The sequence below is a fragment of the Myxococcus sp. CA056 genome, assembly GCF_013336715.1.
Classification (GTDB): Bacteria; Myxococcota; Myxococcia; order Myxococcales; family Myxococcaceae; genus Myxococcus; species Myxococcus llanfairpwllgwyngyllgogerychwyrndrobwllllantysiliogogogochensis.
In genome coordinates this window covers 151,685-174,235 of record NZ_JABUMT010000009.1, presented here as the reverse complement: position 1 = coordinate 174,235, position 22,551 = coordinate 151,685, and the positions used below count along the sequence as shown (strand labels likewise).

Genomic DNA, 22,551 nt, shown 5'->3' with positions numbered 1-22,551 from the left:
GCCCCGAGGACCCGATGAAGCTCCGCTCCCTGGCTTCCAGCTTCCTGCTCTGCGCCGCCGTCGGCGGGTGTGCCGACTCCGAGGCGCCCGTCATCACCCTGCCCGACACCGCGCCCGTGGTTGACCTCCCCGCGCGCACGACGAACGTCTCGGGCGTGGTCTACGACCCGGAGGCGTTCCTCATCGCCTTCATGACGCTCCCCGAAGAGGTCACCGAGGAGGCGATACCCGGCGTCTTCAACGGGCCCTACACCGCCCTGTCCGCCATCATGGGCGGGAGCGTGACGCTGTCCTCGCCCGAGGGGAGCAAGTTCGCGGCGGCTCCCTCGGACTTCGGTGGGACGTGGCAGCTGGTCGGCGTTCCGTCGGGCGACGCGGCGACGTACCTCGCGTCCGCCACGCCCCCCGAGGAGGGTGTGGTGCTGGACCCCGAGTTCCCCATCCCGCTGCCGCCGACGACGTACTTCCCCACCACGTACGTGCGGCCCATCCTCGCCAGCGTCACGCAGTGCTACGGCCAGTCCGCGGTGCTGGTGGGCAACACGGGCGCGCTGGACGCGGTGGCCCAGGCGATGACGGCGGCGGGCACGCCCACGACGCCGGCGGACCTGTTGGACTCCACGAAGACGGGCGGTGTCGCGCTCCTGTGGGTCCACGACATGAGCTTCCTGGCGGACCTGTTCCAGACGCCGGTCGGTAGCATCGCGGAGGCGTCCGCCGGCCAGCTCTTCGCGCTGGACTGGGCTCCCCCCGAAGGCTTGCCGGGCCAGTCGCCCATGGGCTTCAGCGTGCTCCCCGGCTCGGAGAGCTTCCTGGGCTACTTCGCGCTGGTGCTGCCACCCAACTCCACCGCGCCGGTGACCATCAACCTCATCGACACCTTCGTCCCGGAGCCGGGCGAGCCCGACCCCGACGCGCCGCCCCGGCCGTACCTGCTTCCGTCCGTCATCGTGGAGCCGCGTCCGGGCGAGGTCAGCGTGTACCGGGCCTTCGGGCAGTTTCCGCTTCCGCCGCCGGGCGAGGAGCCGCCGCCGGGCGGTGGCCTGGAGGACCCGCCTCCGCCGGAGCCGGAGACCACCTGGGCCTGCTACATCCCGCCCGAGCCCGTGGAGCCCCCGGCCGAGCCCGTGGGGCCCCCGGCTGAGTAGTCACGCGAGAGGTCCAGGCCTCGGGGATTCAAGCCCCGGACCGGACCTGCAGCGCGCGGAAGCGGACCGACGGCTGCCCGAAGGATACGGGCAGCGGGCCGTGGTCCAGCTTGCGGCACCCGCGCGTGGCGAAGAGGTTGAGCGCGTCGGAGCCCACGGCGTCGATGGCGGCCAGCGCCGTCAGCCCGTTGCCCCAGAGGATGCCTGGGCCCACGCGCGCGCCCGCGCGCCCGTCGCGGACCTGGCGGGCCTCGACGATGTAGAAGCTGAAGTCCCCCGACAGCAAATTCATGTGCCGTGGCGTGAGGTGCTGCACGAGCAGCCCTTGGCCCATGTCCGCGAGGAATGCGTTCAAGTTTCCCTCATGGGGCTCCACGCGGGTGTGGGCCATGCGAGGCAGCGGCGGATGGCGGAAGTCCACGCGCCGGCCGTGGCCGTTGGGCTCCAGGCCGAGCGCCCGAGCGCTGCGCGTGTCCAGCAGGGGTGAGGTGACGACGCCCTCGCGCAAGAGCGGCACCGCGCGCGCCGCGTGTCCCTCATCGTCCCAGGCGAAGCCGAGCGCGTTCTGTGCATCCGTGGGGTCGTCCGACACGTGGACGAAGGGCTCCGCCACGCGCTGTCCCATCCGGCGCGCGAGGAAGGAGCCGCCGCGCGCGACGACATCTCCCTCCAGCGGATGGCCGCAGACCTCGTGGAAGAAGCACGCGGAGGCCGCGCCCGGTGGGAGGAGGATGGGCAGCGCCTCGGAGGGACATGGCAGCGCGGGAGTCGTCTCCCGAAGCTCGCGCACCAGTGCATCCACCCAGACCTCCAGGGCGGGCAGGGCCGCATGGAGGTGCGCGGCGTCGGGGTGGCTGACGCAGCGCCAGGCATCGAACCGGGGGCCACCGGGCTCGCCGTGGAAGGCCTTCACCTCCAGCAGGGCATGACGGGTGTGCTCCTCCACGAGCCGCTCGGGATGGGCATGGAGCGTCCAGCGGTCTACCTCGCGCAGCGTCACGTCCAGGTGGGCCGCGCCCGCCTCGCGAGCGACTGTCACCAGCCGGCGAACGACGTCCTCGCGAAGCGCCGCGCCATCCGCCAGCGCGGAGGGACGAACCAGCGGCCCGCGTGTCCGCTCCAGGACCTCACCGGGGAGCAGCCCTGGCGCGGGCGCGTCCCGTGCCAGCTCCGTCCAGGTGTATTCGCCGTGGCTCGGGCTGCCCTTGCGCGCGCAGACACCGCGCTCGAAGGTCGCGGGCGGCACGCGGATGCCAGAGCGGAGATGGAGCACGTCGGAGACCTCGCGTCGCTCCACGAACCAATCCAAGGCGAGAGGCTCCTTCCGTCCGTGTCGAGGGACGCGCGAGGTATCGCGCTCCCGGGTTGTATCACGCCGCGTGGCGGACCGAGACCGGGGCTGGTGGAGGCCCTCCACGAGACGCATGATGCGAGCACGTGAGCGCGTGGCGCGACGGGGCTCGGAAGCAGGCCCTCCGGTGAATGAGTCCGCATGTCGAAAGGTGACGAGGACGTGGAAGCGACCGAGGCCGACCTGACGGACACGGCGGGCCTGTCACCTCATGACTGGAGTGTCGAGGCGCGGAAGGTGATGGACCGCCTGTGTCGCGAGCGAGGATGGCGGAGCGCGGAACTCTACCTGCTGTCGCATGCGGACCTGTCCATGGACTACGACGTAGCCACGCGGACCTCCTCCTGTAGCTGGGGTAGCGGGTTCACCGCTTCCGCCCGGGTCTGGACCGAAGCGCTCATGGGCACCGCCGTCGAGTCCGTGGATGGCGTGGCGGCCCTGGAGCGGTTGCTGCTGTCCGCGGAAGGCAAGGCACGCACCGGTACGCCCGCGCCTCTTCCCGCCTCGCCCGCGAGCACGCCCATTTCCCAGGCCGCGTGGCGCCTGGAGACGCATCCCTCGCGCGCGCGCCTTTGCGCCGAGCGCATCGTCGAGGAGGTCCTGCCCGCGGGAGTCGTCGTCCAGGCCCTGGTGGTGAAGCAGGAATGCTCGGGGGCGTTGCTCGTGCGCAGCGATGGCTTTGAGTCCTTCCGACGGGCCGAGCATGAGGCGGCCTTCCTGCGCTGTGAGACGTCGCGTGGCGCGCTGGTGGATGCCGTGCCCCTGCTGGCCTTGATGACGAAGGGAGAGGGGGACCTTGGCCCGGTGCGCGTTCGCCTGGCCGACGCCGTGTCCGCGCTGGAAGGACCCGCGAAGCAAGCGGACCGCTCGCTTCCCCTGGTGCTGCGGCCCGCCGTCGCGGCGCCGCTCGTCGCGGGGCTCGCCTGGCTGTTGCGAGGAGACATTGGTGCGGCGATGCCCGCGCTCACCCGCGCCGTGGGCCGCAAGCTCTTCCCTTCCATCCTGTCCGTGGTGGATGACCCGCTGGACCCCCGAGGCACTCAGCACCGGAGCATCGATGACGAAGGGCGGCCCGCCCGCGTCCTGCGACTCGTCGACGAGGGCCGCCTCACGGGGTTCCTCCACACGGAGGAGACGGCCGCGCGCCTCGGCGGCGAGTCTGGGGGCCGAGGACTCCGAGAGCTCGCGCACCCCGCGACGCCCACGCCGCTCAACCTGTGTGTCCTGCCGCGCGAGGATGCTCTGCCCGCCGACTACACGGAGCTGGTGGCGCGCGTGGAGAACTTCTCCACCATGCCCACGCCGGGCACGGTGTCGCTCATCGCGGGAGGCTGGGAGGTCCGCGACGGACGCCGGGTGCACCGCGTGGAGCCGCTGGAGCTGGAGCTGCCCGTGCTGGAGACGTTCCGCGGCTTGCGAGGCGTGGGCTCGGACCTGGCCTTCTTTCCCTCGGCCGAGGGTTGCGGCACGCCCACCCTGGTGCTGCCTCCCCCGGGGGGCTGAGGCCTCAGCGTCGGCGCGCGGGCACGTGGCGCCACACCGCGCGCCACCGCGCCAGCTCATCCAACAGTGTGCGCACGCCCAAGCGGGGAAACGCGCGCGGAGGCAGGCGTTGGAAGAAGGACTCCTCCAGCGCGCCCACCACCTGGGGCCGGCCGGAGTTCAGCGCCTCCACCAGCGCATGGAGCCGCCGCCGCGCGCCCGGCGTGGAGCGCAGCGTCCGCGAGTATCCGTTGGCGGCCACGACGAGGCGTGCTTCGTCCAGGGGCACGGTGACGATGGGCCGCGCGGGGCTCGCCACCACCGTGTCCTCGAGCGTGAGCGGCACAAGGCCCCGCGCCTCGGGAGGAGGACCGTCCAAGGCGCCGTTGGAGAGGAAGCGCGCCCATCCCTCGGTGAGCGTGTCGCGCGTGGCTCGCAGCCCCGGGCCCCGGCCCTGCCTGGCGAGCGCGGCGCGCACCGAAGCCGGCAGCTTCCAGTCCCTGTCCTGGGGCAGCTCCCCATGGCGCAGGCTGCCAGGCCACGGCTGCTCGGGCGCGCGGTCCAGGAACATGGGCGCGCGGAAACTGAGGCCCAGCGAGGCGGCGATGGTGAGGCCCTTGCTCGGCTCGGAGCGGTGCCAGTACGAGGAGGGCCAGTACATGAAGTCCCCCGCGCCGGCCTCGAGCACGCGTGCCTGGGCCATCATCTGACGCTCGTCCTCCGCGTCGCGCGGCACCACGCCGTGTGGCCGGTCCTTCAGCCCCGGGTCCGCATGCGGCGCCACCTCCGGCCGCGAGCTGAGCGCCTCCAGCGGCCAGAAGCTCATCCTGCGGCGGCCCTGGATGACGAAGTAGAAGACGTGCAGGTCGTCCTTGTGCACGCCGAAGGGCGTGTGGCGGTAGTTGCCCAGGAACAGCGCGGAGTCCGCGCCCCCCAGCGGCACGCCGAGCGCGCCGTGGAAGCCCGACAGGAAGCTGCGCATCTGGAGCCAGTGACTCCAGTGGTGGCTCTCCGTGCTGCTCAGCACCAGTCCGAAGCGCCGTCCCTGCAGCAGTCGCTCCATCCGCCGCGCGTACCCGTCGACGTCACCGTCCTCCGGCAGGGGCAGGTAGCGCGACAGCGCGACGGCGGCGAGGACCTCCGGCGGCCCCTCCGCGGTCGCCTCGCTCTCCACGTAGAAGCGCACGGGCAGCATCGACTCGCCCTGCCGGTAGCGCATGCCCACGTTCAGCAGCGCCTCGAAGATTTCCGAGGGCGACGGGAAGTGGCGGGGGAACATCCCCGGGAACACGGTGGGTCCCTGGTCCCAGTGCTCGCGGGCGAAGCGCTTCCAGAAGGCACGAGGCAAGGCGAGAGACGGTTCAACCGGGAGTGCGGCGGAGGCTCGTGCCATGGGTCCGGGGGGATGCGCGAGGGGAAGAGTGGGTGATACTAGCATCCGGCATTCGGGCTCCACGACAACGCGGGTTCACGCGGACGCCCGGCGAGGAGAGTCGAGCATGGGGACGGATTCAGCGTCGGCGGCGCGCGTGGATGCCCTGGCGGAGCGTGGCGTGGCGGCCCTGTGGCCCGCGAAGCCGACGGAGTTGGTGGGGGACTCGCGGGTGCTGCGAGCCCTGCCCCGGGTGGAGCTGCGGCGCGTGGGGCCCTTCGTCTTCTGCGACCACTTCGGACCCTCGCCCGCCGTACCGGGCACCATGGCCGTCCCCCCGCATCCCCACGTGGGCCTCCAGACGGTGACGTACCTGTTCTCCGGTGCCCTCCGTCATCGCGACTCCGTGGGCTCGGTGCAGGACATCCATCCGGGTGATGTGAATTGGATGACCGCCGGACGCGGCATCGTCCACGCGGAGGACGTGGACTCGAGCCCCGGCGCCGCGCCGCTGCACGGCATCCAGACCTGGGTCGCCCTGCCTCGCGAGCAGCGCCACACGGAGCCCTCCTTCGAACATGTCCCCGCGTCGCGGCTGCCCCTCGTGGAGCGCGAGGGCGCCCGCGTGCGCGTGCTCGCCGGTCGCCTGGGCGACGCCGTCTCCCCCGTGCCCACCTTCCATCCCTTGACGTACCTGGACGTGGAGCTGGAGGCGGGGGCCTCGGTGTCGCTGCCCGTGCCGCCCACGCACGCGCTCGCGCTCTATGTGGCGGACGGGGACGTGGCCGTGGGTGGGACGACGGTGGAGCGGGGCGTGCTCGCGCACCTGGACGAAGGCGCCTCCATGTTGTCGCTGCACTCGGTGAAGGGCGGGCGGGCGGTGGTGTTCGGAGGTGAGCCGCTGCCGGACCCGCTCGTCATCTGGTGGAACTTCGTGGTGGACAGCGTGGCCGAGGGGCGCGCCCGGCTGGCGGACTGGGAGGCGGGTCGCTTCCCGTCGCTCGCACCCTGAGCATCCGGGGTGACAGGCCCTCGTACCCGAGGGCCTCCTTACCGCGTCGGGAATCCAGTGCATGCTGCGCGCCCACTCGGGAGGAGCTGGGATGTCGAGTCAGTCGTTGGCGATGAAGCTGCTGGAGGGCGCGCGGGAGTGGGCGAAGCGGCTGCCGTCCCCGCTCTCCGGAGACGTCGCGGTGGACGTGGGCGGCAAACGGCTGCGCCTGTCTCACGTGCGGGTGGAGACGGTGGTGCGCCAGCTGCTCGGCAAGGCGAAGAACGTGGAGCTGCGCCACTGGGAGACCCGGCCGGAGCTCTATGACATCCGGCTGTCCGTGAAGGGCTGGAAGCTGCGCGTGGAGACGACGCTGGAGCGGGTGGAGTTCGTCTCGGGGCGCTATCGGCTGTGGCTGCGCACGCCCGGCCGTGTCGAGCTGGAGGAGTCGCGCGGGGCCTCGGCGCTGGTGATGGGACTGTTGCGCGCGGGCGCCAGCCGCTCCGCGCTGCGCGCCATGGCGGAGCGGTTCTTGCCTCCGGGGTTCCATTGGGACGGCCAGGTGCTCCAGGTGGAGGGCCGCCTCCCCGCGGAGGGTGTGCTCTCCGCGAGGCTCTTCGAGACCGCGTCACTTGCCATGAGCGTGGAGCACGTCGAAGAGGGACTGTGGCTGGGCGCGGAGGAGTGGCCTGGACTGGTGGACATGCTCCAGGCGGTGTTTGGCACGGAGCTGCCGCGCACGCCGCCGGGGACTTGAGCCGCCACGGCGTGTGGGCCACCCCGCCGCCGTCCCATCAGGCGAGGACGATTTTGAACCGGTGTCCGTGGGAGCGGTTGAGTGTCGAGACGATTCTCACCCGGTCTCCGGGCCGCACCTGCACCCGCTCCTTGAACTCCTTCACCTGGAAGCCCCAGCACGTCGGCGGCGCGGAGGGCGAGGTCGACAGGACGGTGTGCTCGTCCATGTGCGCGCGGAAGTAGATGGCCACGCCCCCCAGGATGCCGGGAGCGTTCACCTCGAGCACCGATTCGACGGACTGCTCGTTCATCGCCTCGGTCAAATCCCCGTCGAGCTGGACGTCCCGGAGCAGGCAGGGGCGGGTGAGCAGCGCCTGCGGAGCGGTGGGGGGAATGACCATCCTGATGCGGTCCGCGACGCCATTCTCGGCGTACATCTCCAGGGCCACCTCCGCGATGGCGGACTCCTCGATGGCATAGACATGTCGTGCCCCGGCCTTCGCGGCGAGAATCGCGAGCAGGCCCGTCCCCGTTCCGATGTCGAGGACGACCTGGTCCCTGGCGTGCCGGAACAGTGACGAGCGGTAGGCGTGGACGCGCACCGTGTCGTAGAGCATCCGGTGATGCTCGGCGATATTCCCAACCGACACGCCCTACTCGTCGTCCTCCACCTTCAGCTCGCGTCTGGCCATCCCCATCACCGTGCCCATGGCATGGAACGCCAGCCCGATGCCCCAGCCCAGCGCGGGCCAGTGCACCCACCAGCCAGGGCCGGAGAAGAGGTCAATCAACGTCAGCCCGCCGAGGACGATGGTGTAGCTGAGGCCGTGCGTTGCCAGGCCCAGCAGCTCCTTGCGGTCCTTGCGCTGGTGCTGCTCCTTCTGGGCGCGGGAGACCAGGGCGACCTCCACGGCCGCCTCGCTCAGGCCCATCTCCCGCGCCATGGTGAGCACCTCCTCACGCGTCAGGGTCCGCGCAGGCTCGCGACTCGCGAGCGCATGCGCGCTGGCCTCGCGGATGATTTCCGCGGCCTCTCGCTCCGTGAAGTGCGTGGGGGGCGTTTTCTGTCGGGTGTCCGCCATGAGTCCCGGACAGTAGTGCTTCGCCCGGGCTCGCGTCGATACACCCGGGCGGCGTCGCGAACCGCGTGGCTTCAGCCGGCCTTGTGCGCCGACTTCGGCGGCTGGTAGGCCCCCGGCACCGAGCGCGCGGCGATGGCCAGCCGGTTCCACGCGTTGATGGTGGCCACCGCGCCGGTGAGGTCCGCCAGCTCCTTGTCCGTGAAGTGCGGCTTCACCGACTCGTACACGGCCGAGGACACATGCCCGTCCCGCAGGTTCGTGACGGCCTCCGTCCAGGCCAGGGCCGCGCGCTCCCGCGCCGAGTAGTAGGGGCTCTCCTCCCACGCATCCAGCCCGTAGAGCCGCTGCTCCGTCTCGCCGATGGCGCGCAGGTCCTTCCAGTGCATGTCGATGCAGTACGCGCAGCCGTTGAGCTGGGAGGCGCGCAGCTTGATGAGGTGCAGCAGGCCCACCTCCAGCCCGCACTGATGCAGATACTTCTCCAGTCCCATCATCGCGGTGAAGATGCCCGGGGCCAGCTTCGCGGTCTCGAAACGCTGTGCTTCCATGGTCTTTCGTCTCCGTCAGGGAGGGACGTCGTGTCCCCCTCGCTGATGCGTGAAGTAACCGGGGGGCCCACGACGCGCGAGGGCCACTCGCACACCCCTCGATGGTGCCACTTCGGACCTGGGTGGGGGGCCACTTCCCAGCGATCCGCGAGGGACTCTGTTCAGCGCAGCGCGCGCGCGAGCAGGCGCACGCCCTCGGTGATTTCCTTTTCGGGCACACACGCGTAGCCGAGCAGGAGCGCTCCGGGACCCGTGGACTGGGTCCGGAAGGCCGACAGGGGCTGCGTCATCACCCCGGCTTCGATGCCGCGCGTGCTGGCCTCGCGGTCCTCCAGTCCCTCCGGCAGCCAGCCCACCAGGTGCATGCCCGTGTGGAGGGGAGACACGTCCAGTTGCCCGCGCAATTCGCGCCGGGCTGCTTCCACGAGCGCCTCCTGCCGGCTCCCATACAGCACGCGCATGCGGCGCACGTGGCGGCTGAAGTGGCCCTCGTCGATGAAGTCCGCGAGCACCGCCTGTTCGATGACGGGTGTGTGTCCGTCCGCGAAGCGCCGCGCCGCGCTGAACACGTCCACCAGCGACTCCGGCACCACCAGGTAGCCCACCCGCAGGGCCGGAGACACCACCTTGCTGAACGTGCCGATGTAGATGACCCGCGCGTCCGGCGACAGCCCCTGGAGCGCGGGCAGCGGACGGCCCACGTAGCGGAACTCGCTGTCGTAGTCGTCCTCCACAATCCAGGCATCCGAGCGCACAGCCCACGCGAGCAGCGCCTGCCGCCTCTCCTCGCTCATCGCCACGCCCAGCGGGAAGTGGTGGGCCGGGGTGACGATGGCCAGCCGCGCGTCCGGCCGCAGCCGCATGCCGGCGTTCACGTCCAGTCCCTCCGCGTCCACCGGCACGGGCACCAGCGTGGCGCCCGCGGCGACGAGCGCGCCCCGGCTCGCGAAGTAGCCCGGGTCCTCCACCCACGCGGCGTCGCCCGGGTCCAGCAGCACCTGCGCCGCCAGGCTCATCGCCTGCTGCGCGCCATTGACGATGATGACCTGCTCCGGGACACACCGCACGCCCCGCGAGGTCGCCAGATAGTCCGCGACGGCGCGCCGCAGGGGCGGATGGCCCGCGGGCTCCGCGCGCTTGAGCAGGTCGCCCCACGAGCGCCGCCAGCGCGTGTTGAGCAGCCGTCCCCACAAGTCACTCGGGAAGGCATCCACCGACGGCGTGCCCATGCGGAACGCCAGCCGGCTTGCGGGAATGCCAGGCGCGGTGATGCGCAGGTCCGGCAGGCCGGCCACCGCCCACCCCCGCTTGGAGATTCCCGGCGTGTGCTTCGGCGCGGCGACGGGAGCCCCGGCGCGCCGCGAGGCATGAAGCCGCTCCGGCAGCTCGTGCGCCACATACGTGCCCGAGCCCAACTGGCCCAGCAGATAGCCCTCCGACAAGAGCCGCGAGTACGCGTTGAGCACCGTGTTGCGAGACATGTCGAGCTGCTCGGCCAGCGCGCGCGTGGACAACAGCCGCGTGCCCGGCGCCAACCGCCCCGCGACGATGGCCGCGCGCAGCGCCTCCACGAGCTGCGTCTGGAGCGAGGCGCCCGAAGCGGCGTCCAACACCAGTGACGTGGCCGCCATCACCGCCGGCCGCTTGCGTGCCCGCCGCCGAGGACCCCCCTTCGCGCCGGGCTTCGAGGGCGTCATGTCCCGCGCATCCCAGTCCCGGAGAATTCACACCGGTGATGTTTGGAATCACGAGCCATCACTGTTGGAAACGTCCGCAAGCAGGTTACGTCCCGGCCGTAGCGCGAGTCGCGGCCGTGGCCCGCCCTGGGTCCGGAAGCCTGAAGGAAGAGAAGGGGAAACGTCATGCTGGGGTGGCCCTGGTTTCACCTCATCGTCGCGCCGCCGCGCGCGGGAATCGAGGAGGGAATGCGCGAGCGGCTCCTGCACGTGGCGGAGCAGCTCGTCCAGCAGCACGGACTGGAGTCGCTGACGCTCGCGGCGGTGGCCCGGCACGCGCACGTGGGACGCGGCGCGCCGCGCTACCACTTCGGCGGCAAGCGTGGGCTGGTGGACGCGCTGGAAGAGGCGCGCCGCGGCAACGTCGTGGAGCTTCGCGCGGTGCGCCAGCAGCGGCTTTCAGTGGCGTCCGGACGCCGTCAACGCGCCGCTGTCCACAGGCGCCGTTGAGTCCTTCACAATCCGGGTGGACGTCGCGCCCGCTCCCAGGCATGACGGGGCCGGGCGGGGGAGCTGGGGTGTCGCGGAGGTGTTGGCCGCCTGCCCGAGGAGGGCTCCGGCAGAGGCTGAATGCGCCCTTTTCGCCGGGTCTTCTTACCTTCCGGAATGCGGCGGGTGGGAGCGCCCACCGTTAAACTGAAACGAGAATTGTTCGGGTAGCTCGTGCGTTGTTCCGCGCGGGGTTGGGGTAGGTTGGTTTTTCGAGGCCTGGATGTGATGACAGGGGCCTCCTATCAGGCTAGAGGCAGTCCGGCACCCCAGATTTTGGGGTGAAAGGCGGCCTCGAATGCCGCAAGACGAAAGAAGACGCATATGGCGACTGGTTCCGTGAAGTGGTTCAACGACGCGAAGGGCTTTGGCTTCATCGCGCAGGATAATGGCGGCCCTGACGTGTTCTGCCACCACACCGCCATCCAGGCGGACGGCTTCCGGACCCTGGCCGAGGGTCAGAAGGTGGAGTTCGAAGTGCAGAAGGGGCCCAAGGGACTTCAGGCCTCGAACGTCCGCCCGATCGGCTGAGCGCGTCCGCTCCAGCACTCATGCCCGGTCTCCTTTTGAGTGAGGTCGGGCTTTTGCTTTCAGGAGGGAGGCGACATGCAAGGAAGGTCGACGAAGCGTCAGAAAGAGCAGGCGCGCAAGCAGCATCAGCAGGAAAAGGATGCCAAGCGCGAGCAGCGCAAGAAGGACAAGGGGGACAAGACGCCCCGCCAGCCTGGTGAAGTGGACCCGGACATCGCGGACATCATTCCCGGTCCGCAGCCGGTTGTGGAGTACTAGGTCCCCACCGCAGTCGGGCCCACCACGAAGCACCGTGGTGGGCCTTGTCGTATCCAGGGGGGGGCGGCCGAAAGCTCACCGGTGGATAGTCGCGAACGTCGCCCGTCGACAGGCGCCTCGGGTCCGGGCTACGCGTCGTCCCCCATGCCACTTTCCGGGCATGTGGCGACGCAAAAGTCGCGACAGGGAGGATGCCGCGTATGGCGACGGGTACCGTGAAGTGGTTCAACGACGCGAAGGGCTTCGGCTTTCTCGCGCAGGACGACGGTGGCGCGGACGTGTTCTGCCACCACACCTCCATTCAGACGGATGGCCACCGCACCTTGAGGGACGGGCAGAAGGTGGAGTTCGACGTGCAGAAGGGGCCCAAGGGACTCCAGGCCTCGAACGTCCGTCCCATCGACTGATGCGGGTCTGTTCGCCCCACGGCGCTGCAATCGCGCGGGGAGCCGGAGCGTAGCAAGGCGGTCATCCCTACCGCCCCACCGCGCTCCCCATGCTGCGAATCTCCGCTGTCTCGAAGTCGTATCCCAATGGGGTTCGAGCCCTCCAGGGCATCGACCTGACCATCGAACGAGGACTCTTCGGCCTGCTCGGGCCGAACGGCGCCGGCAAGTCCACGCTGATGCGCATCCTCGCCACGCTGCAGGAGCCTGACTCGGGGCAGGTGGTGTTCGACGGGCTGGACGTGCTCGCCCAGCCGCAGGCCCACCGGCGCCACCTGGGCTATCTGCCCCAGGACTTCGGCGTGTACCCGGGCGTGTCCGCCGAGGAGCTGCTCAACCACCTGGGCCTCCTCAAGGGCCTCACGCGCGCCAGGGAGCGCCGGGAGCAGGTGCAGGCGCTGCTGCACCTGACGAACCTCCATGCGCACCGCAAGAAGGCCGTGAGCGGCTTCTCCGGCGGCATGCGCCAGCGCTTCGGCATCGCCCAGGCGCTGTTGGGCAGCCCCCGGCTGCTCATCGTGGACGAGCCCACCGCGGGGTTGGACCCGGAGGAGCGCCAGCGCTTCCACAACCTGCTGGGGGAAGTGGGGGAGCACGTCGTCGTGCTGCTCTCCACGCACATCGTCGAGGACGTGCGCCAGCTGTGTCCGCGCATGGCCATCCTCAGCGAGGGGCGGGTGCTGTGCGAGGGCGCGCCCGAAGCGCTGGTGGCGTCCCTGGAGGGGCGGGTGTGGCGCAAGACGGTGGAGAAGGGGGCGGTGGCGCGGTATCGCGAGTCGTTCCCGGTCCTCTCCACGCAGCTCCAGGCGGGCCGCACGCGCGTGCATGTCCTCGCGGATGCGCGCCCGGAAGAGGGCTTCGAGCCGGTGGCTCCGGACCTGGAGGACGTCTACTTCTCGACGCTGTCCCACCGGCGCGCGGCGTAGGGACCCACCATGCTCCGGGGCATCCTCCACTTCGAATGGCGCTATCAGACGCGCCAGGCCGTCTTCTTCGCCGCCTCCGCGTTCTTCCTCGGGCTGGGCGTCCTGTTCGTCGCCACGGGCTACGGCGGTGACGGCATCCACGTCAACTCGCCCTACAGCGTCGCGAAGTCACTGGGGTTGTTGTCGCTCACGTCGCTCTTCGTGCTGGGCATCTTCTGCGCGAACACCGTGCAGCGCGACGCCGAGCACCGGATGACGGAGCTGCTCTACACCACGTCCGTCACCCAGCGGGACTACCTGCTGGGCCGCTTCCTGGGGGCGCTGCTGGCGACGCTCGCCGTGTTCGGCGTGGCGACGCTTTCGTTGATGGTGTCGCCGTTCGTGGTGGCGGTGGCGCCCGAGCAGTTGGGGCCCCTGAGTGTCGTGAGCTACCTGTGGGCGCTCGTGGTGCTCGTGGTGCCCAATGTCGTGTTCGCCGCGTCGCTGCTGTTCGCCGTCTCCGCGCTGTCGCGCAGCACGCTGGCCAGCTACGTCGGCGGCGTCCTCGTGTATGCGCTCTACATCGTCGGCGCCATGTGGGCGGACTCGCCGCTGATGGCGGGGGTGTCGCCGCAGACGCCGGAGGCCATGGCTCGCGCCGCGCTGTTGGACCCGTTTGGCCTGTCCGCCTTCTTCGAGCAGACGCGCTACTGGACGGAAGCCGAGCGCAACACGCGGCTGCTCTCGCTGGAGGGAAACCTTCTCTGGAACCGGCTCCTGTGGCTCGGCGTCGCGGCGTGCGTGCTGGGCGGGGTCCACTGGCGCTTCTCCTTCCGGAGCGCGGCGGTGAAGCCCCGGCGCGACGAGCGCTCCAGCGAGTCCGCGTCCACGGCGCCCTCCACGTACCGGCCTGTCGAGGTCGAGTCGTCCCAGGGGAGCCTGACGTGGGACGTGCTGGTCTCCGCGACGCGGCTGGAGCTGCGGCACCTGCTGCGCAGCTGGCCGTTCCTGGCGCTGCTGGCCCTGTGGCTGTTCATGGTCGGCATGGAAATCGTGACGGGGGCGGGGCGCGGGGAGTACGGCACGCGTCGCATCCCCACCACGGGACGGGTGCTGGAGAGCATCTGGACGCCGCTGTCCCAGCTCGGCACGTTGGTGCTCATCTACTTTGGCGCGGAGCTGGCGTGGCGGGAGCGCATGGCGCGCTTCGACGCGCTCCTCGACGCGACGCCCGTCTCCAGCGTCGTCTTCGTCGTGTCCAAGCTCGCGGCGCTCGTGGCGTTGGTGGGGGTGCTGACCGGGACGCCCATGGTGCTGGGGGTGCTCTTCCAGCTCGCGCGCGGCCACCAGCTCCTGGAGCCGGGCCTCTACCTGTCGCTGTTCTACTTCGCCGGGCTGCCGCTGGTGTTGTTCGCGGTGGCGGTGCTGTTCATCCAGACGGTGAGCCCGCATCGCTACGTGGGCATGGTGCTGAGCCTGGTGCTGGCCATCGTCGTGGGCCAGGGCGCGGGCTGGGGACTGGAGCATCCGCTGACGCGCTTTGGCGCGGCGCCCGAGGTGACTCACACCGACCTGAATGGCCATGGCCCGATGGCCGCGTCGTTCACCGCCTTCATGGTGTACTGGAGCGCCTTCGGGGGACTGCTGGCCCTGGTCACCTGGGGGCTGTGGCGGCGCGGGTTGGCGCCCCGGCTGGGGGCCCGGTTCCAGGCGCTTGCCGCTCGGTGGGGACGCGGGGGCCTGGCCGGCGCGGTGGGCTGTGGCGTGGTGCTCGTGGGCACGGGAGGACTCATCCTCCACGACACCTACGGGCTGAATGCCTACGAGTCCCGCGACACGTTCCTCGCGTGGCAGGCCGACTACGAGCGGACGTACAAAATCCACGAGGCGCTTCCGCTTCCCAGCATCGTCGCCGTGAAGTCCGCGGTGGACCTGTTCCCGGCCGAGGGCCGCTATCGCGTCACCGGGACGTACCGGCTGGAGAACAGGACGTTGTCGCCCATCGACACGGTGTGGGTCGCCGTGCCTCGGACCGCCCGGCCCGTCTCGCTGGCGCTGCGAGGCGCGGAGCAGGTGGCCCACGACGAGCGCTTCGGCATGTACCGCTTCAAGCTGGCCTCCCCGCTGCTTCCGGGAGATGTGTCGGAGCTGTCCTTCGACGTCACGCGGGAGGCGCGGGGCGTGAGGGCGGGGGACTTCGAGCTGTCGCTGGTGGAGAACGGCTCCTTCATCCGGCAGACGGAGGTGTTTCCCACGCTGGGCTACCGACGGACGTACGAGATGGGCAACCCGGCCCGGCGGAGGGAGCTCGGCCTGCCGGAGATTCCGAGGATGCCTCCACTGGATGAGAGTGGCGCCGCACCCGCGCCGTCGCCCCAGGTCTGGCACACCCTCGACGTGACGGTGTCCACGGCGGAAGACCAGACGGCGATTGCGCCGGGGACGTTGCGCAAGGAGTGGAGCGAGGGTGGGCGGCGCTACTTCCACTACGTGGTGGACCGGCCGATGACGCCGATGTTCGCCATCGTCTCGGCCCGCTATGCCGTGGAGAAGACGCGGCACCAGGGCGTCGACGTGGAGGTGTATTACCACCCCGCGCATCCCTACAACGTGAAGGCCATCCTGACGGCGATGACGCGCTCGCTCGACGACTTCGGCGCGCGTTTCCATCGCTATCCGGACACGCAGTTGCGCGTGGTGGAGATTCCCTCGTACTGGGACTTCGGCGCGTTCGCGATGAGTCAGGTCATCTACTTCGTCGAGGACCGCGGCTTCCTCACCGACATGGGGCGGGAGGACGCGGTGGACCTGGTGACGCGGCGCACGGCGCACGAGGTGGCCCACCAGTGGTGGGGCCACATGCTGGACCCGGCCTCCGTGGAAGGCGCGACGATGCTGGTGGAGTCGCTGACCAAGTACTCCGAGCAGCGGGTGCTGGCGGGGCTGCACGGAGAGCGCTCGCTGCTCCCCGTGCTGGCCTTCGACCGGGACCGCTATCTCTCGGGTCGCGCGGAGGAGGCGGAGCAGGAACCGCCGCTCTACAAGGGGACGGGCCAGTCGTACCTCTACTATGGCAAGGGCGCGCTGGTGATGAACGCGCTGCGGGACTTGCTGGGCGAGGCGAAGCTGGACGCGGCGCTGCGCCACCTGCTGCACGCGCAGGCCCGTGAGAACTCGCTGACGACGCTGGACCTGCTGGACGCGCTGCACGCGGAGGCGTCCGCCGAACAGCAGGTCCTCATCGACCAGTGGCTGAAAGAGGTCGTGCTGTACGACTTGAAGGTGGAGTCCGCCACGGTGGAGACGCAGGCGGATGGACGCTTCCGGGTGACGGCCCGGGTGTCCACGTCCAAGCACGCGCGCCGGGGCAGCGAGGCGGTCCCCCTGTCGCTGGACGAAGCCCTGGACGTCGCCGTCTACAGCGAGTCCCCGCGAGACGGCTCCGGAGAGGACGTCCCGCTGCACGTGGAGCGCCTCCGCTTCCAGGGCGCTTCGACGGAGGTGTCCTTCGTGGTGGACCAGCGCCCGACGCACGTCGGGGTGGACCCCTTCTTCCTGCGCATCGAGCGCGAGCGCGGCGACAACTTCCGGAAGCTGGAGGCGCGAGCGGAGGCGTCGGCGTCGCGTTAGTCGAGCACGGTCCGCTCGCCCGGGGTGAGCCACTTCACCCGGGCGTCCAGGCCCGCCTCGGAGAACACCTGGCGTGCCTGCTCGGGCTTCTGCCGGAAGTGGCTCCAACCGGAGTAGTGCACGGGGATGATGCGCGGGGCGTTCAAGGCGTTCGCCGCGATGACGGCCTCCTTCGCGTCGAAGGTGTAGCGAAGCGGGCCGGTGAGGGAGAAGCCCACGCTGCCCAGGTGCAGGAAGGCGGTGTGGATGCGGAACCGCCGGGCCACCTCCGCGACGCCGTCGAACCACACGGTGTCCCCGGAGATGTAGACGGGGCCGGGCAGCGCGTCCGCCTCCAGCACGAAGCCCACCACGTGGCCGACGATGGGCAGCGAGCCCGGAGGCCCGTGGCGCGCGGGTGTCGCGGTGACACGCAGGTCTCCCACGCGCGTGGACTCGAAGGGCTTGAGGCCCGTGAGGTTCGCGTGCTGGAGTCGCCGCGCCGCCGCGTGCGTCGTCACCACCTGGGCCGCGCGCGGAAGCAGCGCCCGGCCCGCGTCATCCAGATTGTCCGCGTGCTGGTCATGGCTGATGAGCACCGCGTCCAGCTTCCCCAGCTTCTCCACGGGCAGCGCGGAGGTGTCCAGGCGCCGCGAACTCGTTCCCCAGCCGAAGCTGTACTTGCGCCCCGGCGCGTCGAAGACCGGGTCCGTGAGGATGCGGAGCGGACCGATTTCGAGGAGCAGCGTCGCGGTGCTGATGTGGGTCGCGGCGAAGGGCATGGCCCATGATGCCCGAAACCCGCGTGCGGCGACGACCGGAGCGGCGAGGATGCCGCTCCGGCCGACGTGACGTCACCTGGAACTCAGGCGACCTTCTTCTCGCGCAGCTCGCGCCGCAGAATCTTGCCGACGTTCGTCTTCGGCAGCTCCGTGCGGAACTCGATGTGCTTGGGACGCTTGTAGCCGGTGAGCTGCTCACGGCAGAAGTCCATCAACTGGGCCTCCGTGAGCGACGGGTCCTTCTTCACGACGAAGAGCTTCACGACTTCGCCCGAGTGCTCGTCGGGGATGCCCACGGCGGCCACTTCCAGCACGCCGGGGTGCATCGCCACCACGCCCTCGACTTCGTTCGGGTACACGTTGAAGCCGGACACCAGAATCATGTCCTTCTTGCGGTCCACGATGCGGGTGTGGCCGCGCTCGTCCATGATGCCGATGTCGCCGGAGCGGAAGAAGCCGTCGGCGAACATCACCTTCTCCGTCTCGTCCGGACGGTTCCAGTAGCCGGCCATGACCTGCGGCCCGCGGATACAGATTTCGCCCGACTCTCCCATCGGAACGTCGTTGCCGTCCTCGTCGCGGATGGCGATCTCCGTGCCGGGAACCGGCAGGCCGATGGTGCCCGAGTACTCCGTGGCGATGGGCGTGTTGCTGGTGGCCACCGGAGACGTCTCCGACAGACCGTAGCCCTCGATGAGCGGCACGCGCGTGGCGGCGAACCACTTGTCCGCCACCGCCTTCTGCACCGCCATGCCTCCGCCGTTGGAGACCATCAGGTGGGAGAAGTCGAGCTTGCTGAAGTCCGGGTGGTTGACCAACGCGTTGTAGAGCGTGTTCACCGCCGGGAGGATGTGGAACGGCTGCTCCGACAGCGTCTTGATGAACGCCGGGATGTCGCGCGGGTTGGGGATGAGCACGTTCATCGCGCCCATGCGCATGCCCATCAGGCCGCACACGGTGAGCGCGAAGATGTGGTACATCGGCAGCGCGCAGATGATGTTCGCCTGCTCGATGTTCCGGCCCTTCATCGCGGGCTGGAGCCACGCCTCCACCTGCAACAGGTTGGCGATGACGTTGCGGTGCAGCAGCATCGCGCCCTTCGACACACCCGTCGTGCCACCCGTGTACTGCAGGAACGCGATGTCATCGCGCGTGGTGGTGGCGGGGGTGAGCGTGCGCGTGCCTCCCTCGGCCAGCACCTGCTTGAAGCTGGTGGCGCGCGGAAGCTGGAACGCGGGCACCATCTTCTTGACCTTGCGGACCACGAAGTTGACCAGCGTGCCCTTGAAGCCGCCCAACAGGTCGCCCATCGTCGCGACGACGACGTGCCGCACTGGCGTCTTGTCCAGCACCTGCTGCAGCGTGACGGCGAAGTTCTCCAGGATGAAGATGGCCTGGGCGCCGCTGTCCTTCAGCTGGTACTCCAACTCGCGCGGCGTGTAGAGCGGGTTGATGTTCACCACGATGTAGCCGGCGCGCAGAATCGCGGCGATGCACACCGGATACTGCAACACGTTGGGCATCATGATGGCGACGGTGGCGCCCTTCTCCAGGCCCCGGGATTGGAGCCACGCGCCCACGCGCCGCGACAACGCGTCCAGCTCCCGGTACGTGATGAACTTGCCCATGCACTTGAAGGCGGGCCGGTCCGCGTACTTGGTGAACGATTCTTCCAGCAGGTGCGTCAGCGTCGGGTACTGCCGGTCATCGATTTCCGCCGGAACTCCAGGCGGGTAGTGCTTCAACCAGGGCTTCTCCATCGGGCTCGCCTCCAAGGCGCGTGTCGTTGATGGGTTCGGGGACGCGGATGCTATCCCGATTGCGCGCACGACCGGCCCCCGGGTCGGCGGTTGTTGGGTGTCTGCCTTTGATGCGCTGCGGCATGACCGCGCGAGACGGGCGTCGGTCAGGTCCCGAAGGCGCGCGTGACTTCGGCCTGGACGATGCGGTCCACCCGGTAGTGCCTGCGCTCGCCGCTCCTCACGTCGAGTGCGTCCAGGCGAGTCTCGTGCCGGTCCATCACCACCGAGACGATTCGCACCTCTCGCGTGGTTTCCAGGAAGTTGCCGTCCACGTAGGTGATGCGCAGGGGCTGTTGCTCGAACCAGGCGCGCTCAATCGCCGCTCGGACGGACGCCTTGCTCGGCAGCGACGGCACTCCGAGGAAGGACAGCTCCTTGAGCCTGTCGAGCAGCTCGCGCTGCGCCGACGTGGAGAGGGCCGCCCGCACCTTGTCCAGCGCCGACTCCAGCGTCCCCGTGAAGGGCAACAGCCGCATGTCGATGGCGAAGCGCCCCAGCGCCACCAGCAGCGCCGCCTCCCGCGCCGTGAAGTTCACCGGCGGTAGGCTGTAGCTGCGGTCCAACGCGTAGCCGCCACCCCGCCCACGCTCCGCGGCCACCGGCATTGACGCGGCGCGCAAGGTGTCGAGGTCGCGGTAGATGGTGCGCACCGTGACGCCGAAGCGCTCCGCCAGCGTCTCCGCCGTCACGCCGGTGCGGCGGCCTCTGAGGTACTCAGCGAGGGCGAAGAGTCGCTCGGTGCGTTGCATGCGGGGTGATACCTGACATACCGCTGACAACCGTGGGCGGCAAGCTGTGGGGCATGATGAGCGGCATGGTGGAGGACGAGTGGCTGTGGGGTTGGGACGCGACACCGGGCATCGTCTCGGTGTGGGCGGAGCCCGACGGCCGCGCGTCCATATGGCGGCGGATTCCGGGGACGGGGGAGCTGGTGCGCGAGGACGTGCGCTTCCGGCCCTGGCTGGTGCTCTCCACGCTGGAGGACCTGGACCACCTGGGCGCGCGGCTCAAGCCGGAGCGCGAGGGTTACGTTCCGGGCCGGGTGACGTTCCAGGAGTTGTCGGGGCCGGGGGCGCTGCGCTTCCTCATCCGCGCGGAGGATGGGCGCGCGCTGGCGTCGGACGTGCTGCAAGGCGTGTCGCGGCGGCTGGGGCGCCCGTATTCGAATCTGCGCGACTTGAGCCCGGGCACGGTGCTGTCGCTGCCTCCGGAGGAGCAGTACCTCACGGCCTCCGGGCGCACGTACTTCCGGGGGCTGGGCTTCGACGAGCTGCATCGGCTCCAGTTCGACCTGGAGACCACGGGGTTGGACCCGGGCCGGGACCGCATCTTCCTCATCGCGCTGCGCGGGCCTCAAGGCGAGCCGGAGGTGCTGGAGGCGCACGGTGAAGGTGACGCGGCGGAGGCGGACCTGCTGCGCCGCTTCGTCGAGCGGGTGCGCGTGCTGGACCCGGACGTCATCGAGAACCACAACCTGCACGGCTTCGACCTGCCGTTCGTCGCGCGGCGCGCGAAGCTGCTCAACGTCTCCCTGCCCCTGGGCCGCGCGGGAGGCCCCGGGTTGCGGCACCGGCCGTCCGCGCGAGGCTCGGCGCTGGGACGCGGCGCGGAGCGCAGCGCGGACCCGATGCGGCGCGCGCGCTTCACGGTGCCCGGACGCGAGTTCATCGACACGATGGACGCGGTGCTGCGGCACGACTTCGCCGTGCGAGACCTGCCGGGCCACGGGCTCAAGGCCGTCGCGCGGCACTTCGGCATCGCGGGGCCGGCGCGCGAGTACATCCCGGGCGCGCGCGTGCACGAGGTCTTCCAGACGGACCCGGAGCGCGTGCGGCGCTATGCGCGCGACGACGTGGGGGAAGCGGAGGGACTGGCGCGACTGTTGGGCGGGGCGGCCTTCGCGCTCGCTCGCATGGCGCCCCGCCGCTACGAGCGACTGGCGGACGCGGGCGCGGCCACGGGAGTGCTGGACCCGTTGCTGGTGCGGGCGTACCTGCGGGCGGGGGCGGCGCTTCCCGCGCACGAGGAGGGAGATGGCACGTCGCACAGCGGCGCGGCGCTCCACCTGTTCGCCACCGGAGTGGCCCGGCGCGTGGTGAAGGCCGACGTGGCCAGCCTCTATCCGTCGCTGATGCGCGAGTACCGCATCGGCCCGAAGCGGGACCGGCTGGGGGCGTTGCTGTCGATGGTGGACCGGCTGACGGACCAGCGACTGGCGGCGAAGAAGCGGGCGCGCGCGGCGGCGCCGGGCTCATCCGAGCGACACGAGAACGAAGCGCTCTCCGCGGCGATGAAGCTGGTCGTCAACTCGGCCTATGGCTACCTGGGGGCCTCCGGGTTGACGCGCTTCTCGGACGTGCACGCGGCCAACGAGGTGACGCGGCGTGGGCGCGCGGTGCTGGCGCTCCTGTGTCGCGAGCTGGCCCGCAGGGGTGTCACGCTGCTGGAGGCGGACACGGACGGCGTGTACTTCGCGGTGCCGGAGGACTGGCGCGAGGAGGACGAGCGCCGGGTGGTGGCGGAGGTCGCCGCGCTGTTGCCCCAGCGCGTCCAGCTCGAGTTCGACGGCCGCTATGCGGCCATGCTCTCGCATGAACCGAAGAACTACGCGCTCCAGGCCTACGACGGGACGCTGCTGCTCAAAGGTGTGGCCTTCCGCTCCAGCCGCGCCGAGCCCTTCGGTGAGGCCTTCCTGCGTCGCGCGGTGCGCTGCCTGCTGGCCGGAGACCTCGCGGCGGTTCGGGACGTGTATGTCTCCACGGTGATGGCGCTGCGCAGGCGACAGGTGCCCACGACAGAGGTCGCCGCGCACGTCCGGCTGACGAAGGACTCCGCGCAGTACGGCACGTTGCGCGAGCGACGGCGCGAGTTGCCCTACGAGGCCATGCTCGCGGCCGGAAGGAAGAGCTGGGGCTCCGGCGAGCACATCCGCGTCTACCGAGCCGTGGGGGGACGTGCGGGGCTGTTGCCGGAGCCGGAGCCGGACGACATCGGGAGCACTTCCTCCGAGGCGGGGAACGAACCGCGCGACTACGACGTCGAATACTACGTGCGGCTGTTGAAGGAGACATTCGCCGCGCGGCTGGTGCGGGGGCTGACGCCGCTCGACTTCTCCACCGTCTTCGATGACCCGGGCCAGCCGTCCCTCTTCACGCCCTCGCTCGCGGACGCGAAGCCCATCCTCACCGTGGTGGCGGAGCCGCCGGAAGACGAGGCGCCGGAGGACTCGCGGGCGGACGAGTCCCCGGGAGGTCCGTAGGTTGAATCGCCCGCTCGCCAAC

Annotated in this window: 20 protein-coding genes; 11 read left to right on the top strand and 9 right to left on the bottom strand. The window is 70.4% G+C overall.

The window, feature by feature from the left end:
* The first annotated feature begins 14 nt into the window (after nt 1-14).
* Nucleotides 15-1,148 (top strand): hypothetical protein, encoded by a 1,134-nt coding sequence (locus HUA76_RS30210; protein WP_254614574.1) that lies wholly within the window; start codon nt 15-17, stop codon nt 1,146-1,148.
* Nucleotides 1,149-1,176: 28 nt separating this feature from the next.
* On the opposite strand, the gene HUA76_RS30205 is transcribed toward HUA76_RS30210, so the two are convergent.
* Nucleotides 1,177-2,457, bottom strand: coding sequence for a TldD/PmbA family protein (locus tag HUA76_RS30205; RefSeq protein WP_254614573.1), 1,281 nt, complete (start codon nt 2,455-2,457; stop codon nt 1,177-1,179).
* A gap of 183 nt (nt 2,458-2,640) precedes the next feature.
* On the opposite strand from HUA76_RS30205, the gene HUA76_RS30200 reads away from it, so the two are divergent.
* Entirely contained in the window at nt 2,641-4,002 is a 1,362-nt protein-coding gene (locus tag HUA76_RS30200) for a metallopeptidase TldD-related protein (RefSeq protein WP_174462784.1), read from the top strand.
* Nucleotides 4,003-4,006: 4 nt separating this feature from the next.
* Here the strand turns inward: HUA76_RS30200 and HUA76_RS30195 are convergent, their stop codons facing one another.
* Complete coding sequence (locus HUA76_RS30195) at nt 4,007-5,329, bottom strand: cupin-like domain-containing protein (protein WP_174462783.1); 1,323 nt, start codon at nt 5,327-5,329, stop codon at nt 4,007-4,009.
* Nucleotides 5,330-5,480: 151 nt separating this feature from the next.
* Here HUA76_RS30195 and HUA76_RS30190 point away from each other — a divergent pair, with 151 nt between their 5' ends.
* Nucleotides 5,481-6,365 carry a pirin family protein gene (locus HUA76_RS30190; RefSeq protein WP_174462782.1) on the top strand — a complete coding sequence of 295 codons (885 nt, stop codon included), beginning with the start codon at nt 5,481-5,483 and terminating at the stop codon, nt 6,363-6,365.
* A 91-nt stretch (nt 6,366-6,456) separates the two neighbouring features.
* Nucleotides 6,457-7,101 carry a hypothetical protein gene (locus tag HUA76_RS30185; protein ID WP_174462781.1) on the top strand — a complete coding sequence of 215 codons (645 nt, stop codon included), beginning with the start codon at nt 6,457-6,459 and terminating at the stop codon, nt 7,099-7,101.
* 37 nt (nt 7,102-7,138) lie between these two features.
* Here HUA76_RS30185 and HUA76_RS30180 read toward each other — a convergent pair whose 3' ends face one another.
* The 4 genes from HUA76_RS30180 to HUA76_RS30165 form a co-directional block, all read right to left on the bottom strand.
* Nucleotides 7,139-7,732: a 50S ribosomal protein L11 methyltransferase gene (locus HUA76_RS30180; RefSeq protein WP_217440409.1), complete on the bottom strand. Its 594-nt coding sequence runs from the start codon at nt 7,730-7,732 to the stop codon at nt 7,139-7,141.
* A 3-nt stretch (nt 7,733-7,735) separates the two neighbouring features.
* Nucleotides 7,736-8,164 carry a 2TM domain-containing protein gene (locus tag HUA76_RS30175; protein WP_174456463.1) on the bottom strand — a complete coding sequence of 143 codons (429 nt, stop codon included), beginning with the start codon at nt 8,162-8,164 and terminating at the stop codon, nt 7,736-7,738.
* Nucleotides 8,165-8,235: 71 nt separating this feature from the next.
* Nucleotides 8,236-8,712 (bottom strand): carboxymuconolactone decarboxylase family protein, encoded by a 477-nt coding sequence (locus tag HUA76_RS30170; RefSeq protein WP_141643687.1) that lies wholly within the window; start codon nt 8,710-8,712, stop codon nt 8,236-8,238.
* Nucleotides 8,713-8,873: 161 nt separating this feature from the next.
* Complete coding sequence (locus tag HUA76_RS30165) at nt 8,874-10,409, bottom strand: PLP-dependent aminotransferase family protein (protein WP_174462780.1); 1,536 nt, start codon at nt 10,407-10,409, stop codon at nt 8,874-8,876.
* 165 nt (nt 10,410-10,574) lie between these two features.
* On the opposite strand from HUA76_RS30165, the gene HUA76_RS30160 reads away from it, so the two are divergent.
* The 6 genes from HUA76_RS30160 (at nt 10,575) to HUA76_RS30135 (ending at nt 16,707) form a co-directional block, all read left to right on the top strand.
* On the top strand, nt 10,575-10,898 hold the full coding sequence (locus tag HUA76_RS30160) for a helix-turn-helix domain-containing protein (protein WP_174462779.1): 324 nt from the start codon (nt 10,575-10,577) through the stop codon (nt 10,896-10,898).
* A gap of 363 nt (nt 10,899-11,261) precedes the next feature.
* The gene (locus tag HUA76_RS30155; protein ID WP_141643684.1) at nt 11,262-11,468 is read left to right on the top strand and encodes a cold-shock protein; all 207 of its coding nucleotides are present in this window, start codon (nt 11,262-11,264) and stop codon (nt 11,466-11,468) included.
* A 75-nt stretch (nt 11,469-11,543) separates the two neighbouring features.
* Nucleotides 11,544-11,726, top strand: coding sequence for a hypothetical protein (locus tag HUA76_RS30150; protein ID WP_141643683.1), 183 nt, complete (start codon nt 11,544-11,546; stop codon nt 11,724-11,726).
* A 200-nt stretch (nt 11,727-11,926) separates the two neighbouring features.
* Nucleotides 11,927-12,133, top strand: coding sequence for a cold-shock protein (locus tag HUA76_RS30145; RefSeq protein WP_141643682.1), 207 nt, complete (start codon nt 11,927-11,929; stop codon nt 12,131-12,133).
* An 89-nt stretch (nt 12,134-12,222) separates the two neighbouring features.
* On the top strand, nt 12,223-13,098 hold the full coding sequence (locus tag HUA76_RS30140) for an ABC transporter ATP-binding protein (RefSeq protein ID WP_174456461.1): 876 nt from the start codon (nt 12,223-12,225) through the stop codon (nt 13,096-13,098).
* A gap of 9 nt (nt 13,099-13,107) precedes the next feature.
* A complete protein-coding gene (locus HUA76_RS30135) occupies nt 13,108-16,707 on the top strand; it encodes a M1 family aminopeptidase (protein ID WP_174462778.1) in 3,600 nt (1,199 codons plus the stop codon).
* On the opposite strand, the gene HUA76_RS30130 is transcribed toward HUA76_RS30135, so the two are convergent.
* The 3 genes from HUA76_RS30130 to HUA76_RS30120 form a co-directional block, all read right to left on the bottom strand.
* Complete coding sequence (locus tag HUA76_RS30130; RefSeq protein ID WP_174456459.1) at nt 16,704-17,468, bottom strand: MBL fold metallo-hydrolase; 765 nt, start codon at nt 17,466-17,468, stop codon at nt 16,704-16,706. The two genes, HUA76_RS30135 and HUA76_RS30130, sit on opposite strands and share 4 nt — an antisense overlap.
* A gap of 83 nt (nt 17,469-17,551) precedes the next feature.
* Nucleotides 17,552-19,228, bottom strand: coding sequence for a long-chain-fatty-acid--CoA ligase (locus HUA76_RS30125; RefSeq protein ID WP_141643679.1), 1,677 nt, complete (start codon nt 19,226-19,228; stop codon nt 17,552-17,554).
* 146 nt (nt 19,229-19,374) lie between these two features.
* On the bottom strand, nt 19,375-20,019 hold the full coding sequence (locus HUA76_RS30120) for a YafY family protein (protein ID WP_141643678.1): 645 nt from the start codon (nt 20,017-20,019) through the stop codon (nt 19,375-19,377).
* A gap of 56 nt (nt 20,020-20,075) precedes the next feature.
* Between HUA76_RS30120 and HUA76_RS30115 the strand changes: the two genes are divergently transcribed.
* Complete coding sequence (locus tag HUA76_RS30115; protein WP_174462857.1) at nt 20,076-22,529, top strand: DNA polymerase domain-containing protein; 2,454 nt, start codon at nt 20,076-20,078, stop codon at nt 22,527-22,529.
* The last annotated feature ends 22 nt before the right edge of the window (nt 22,530-22,551 follow it).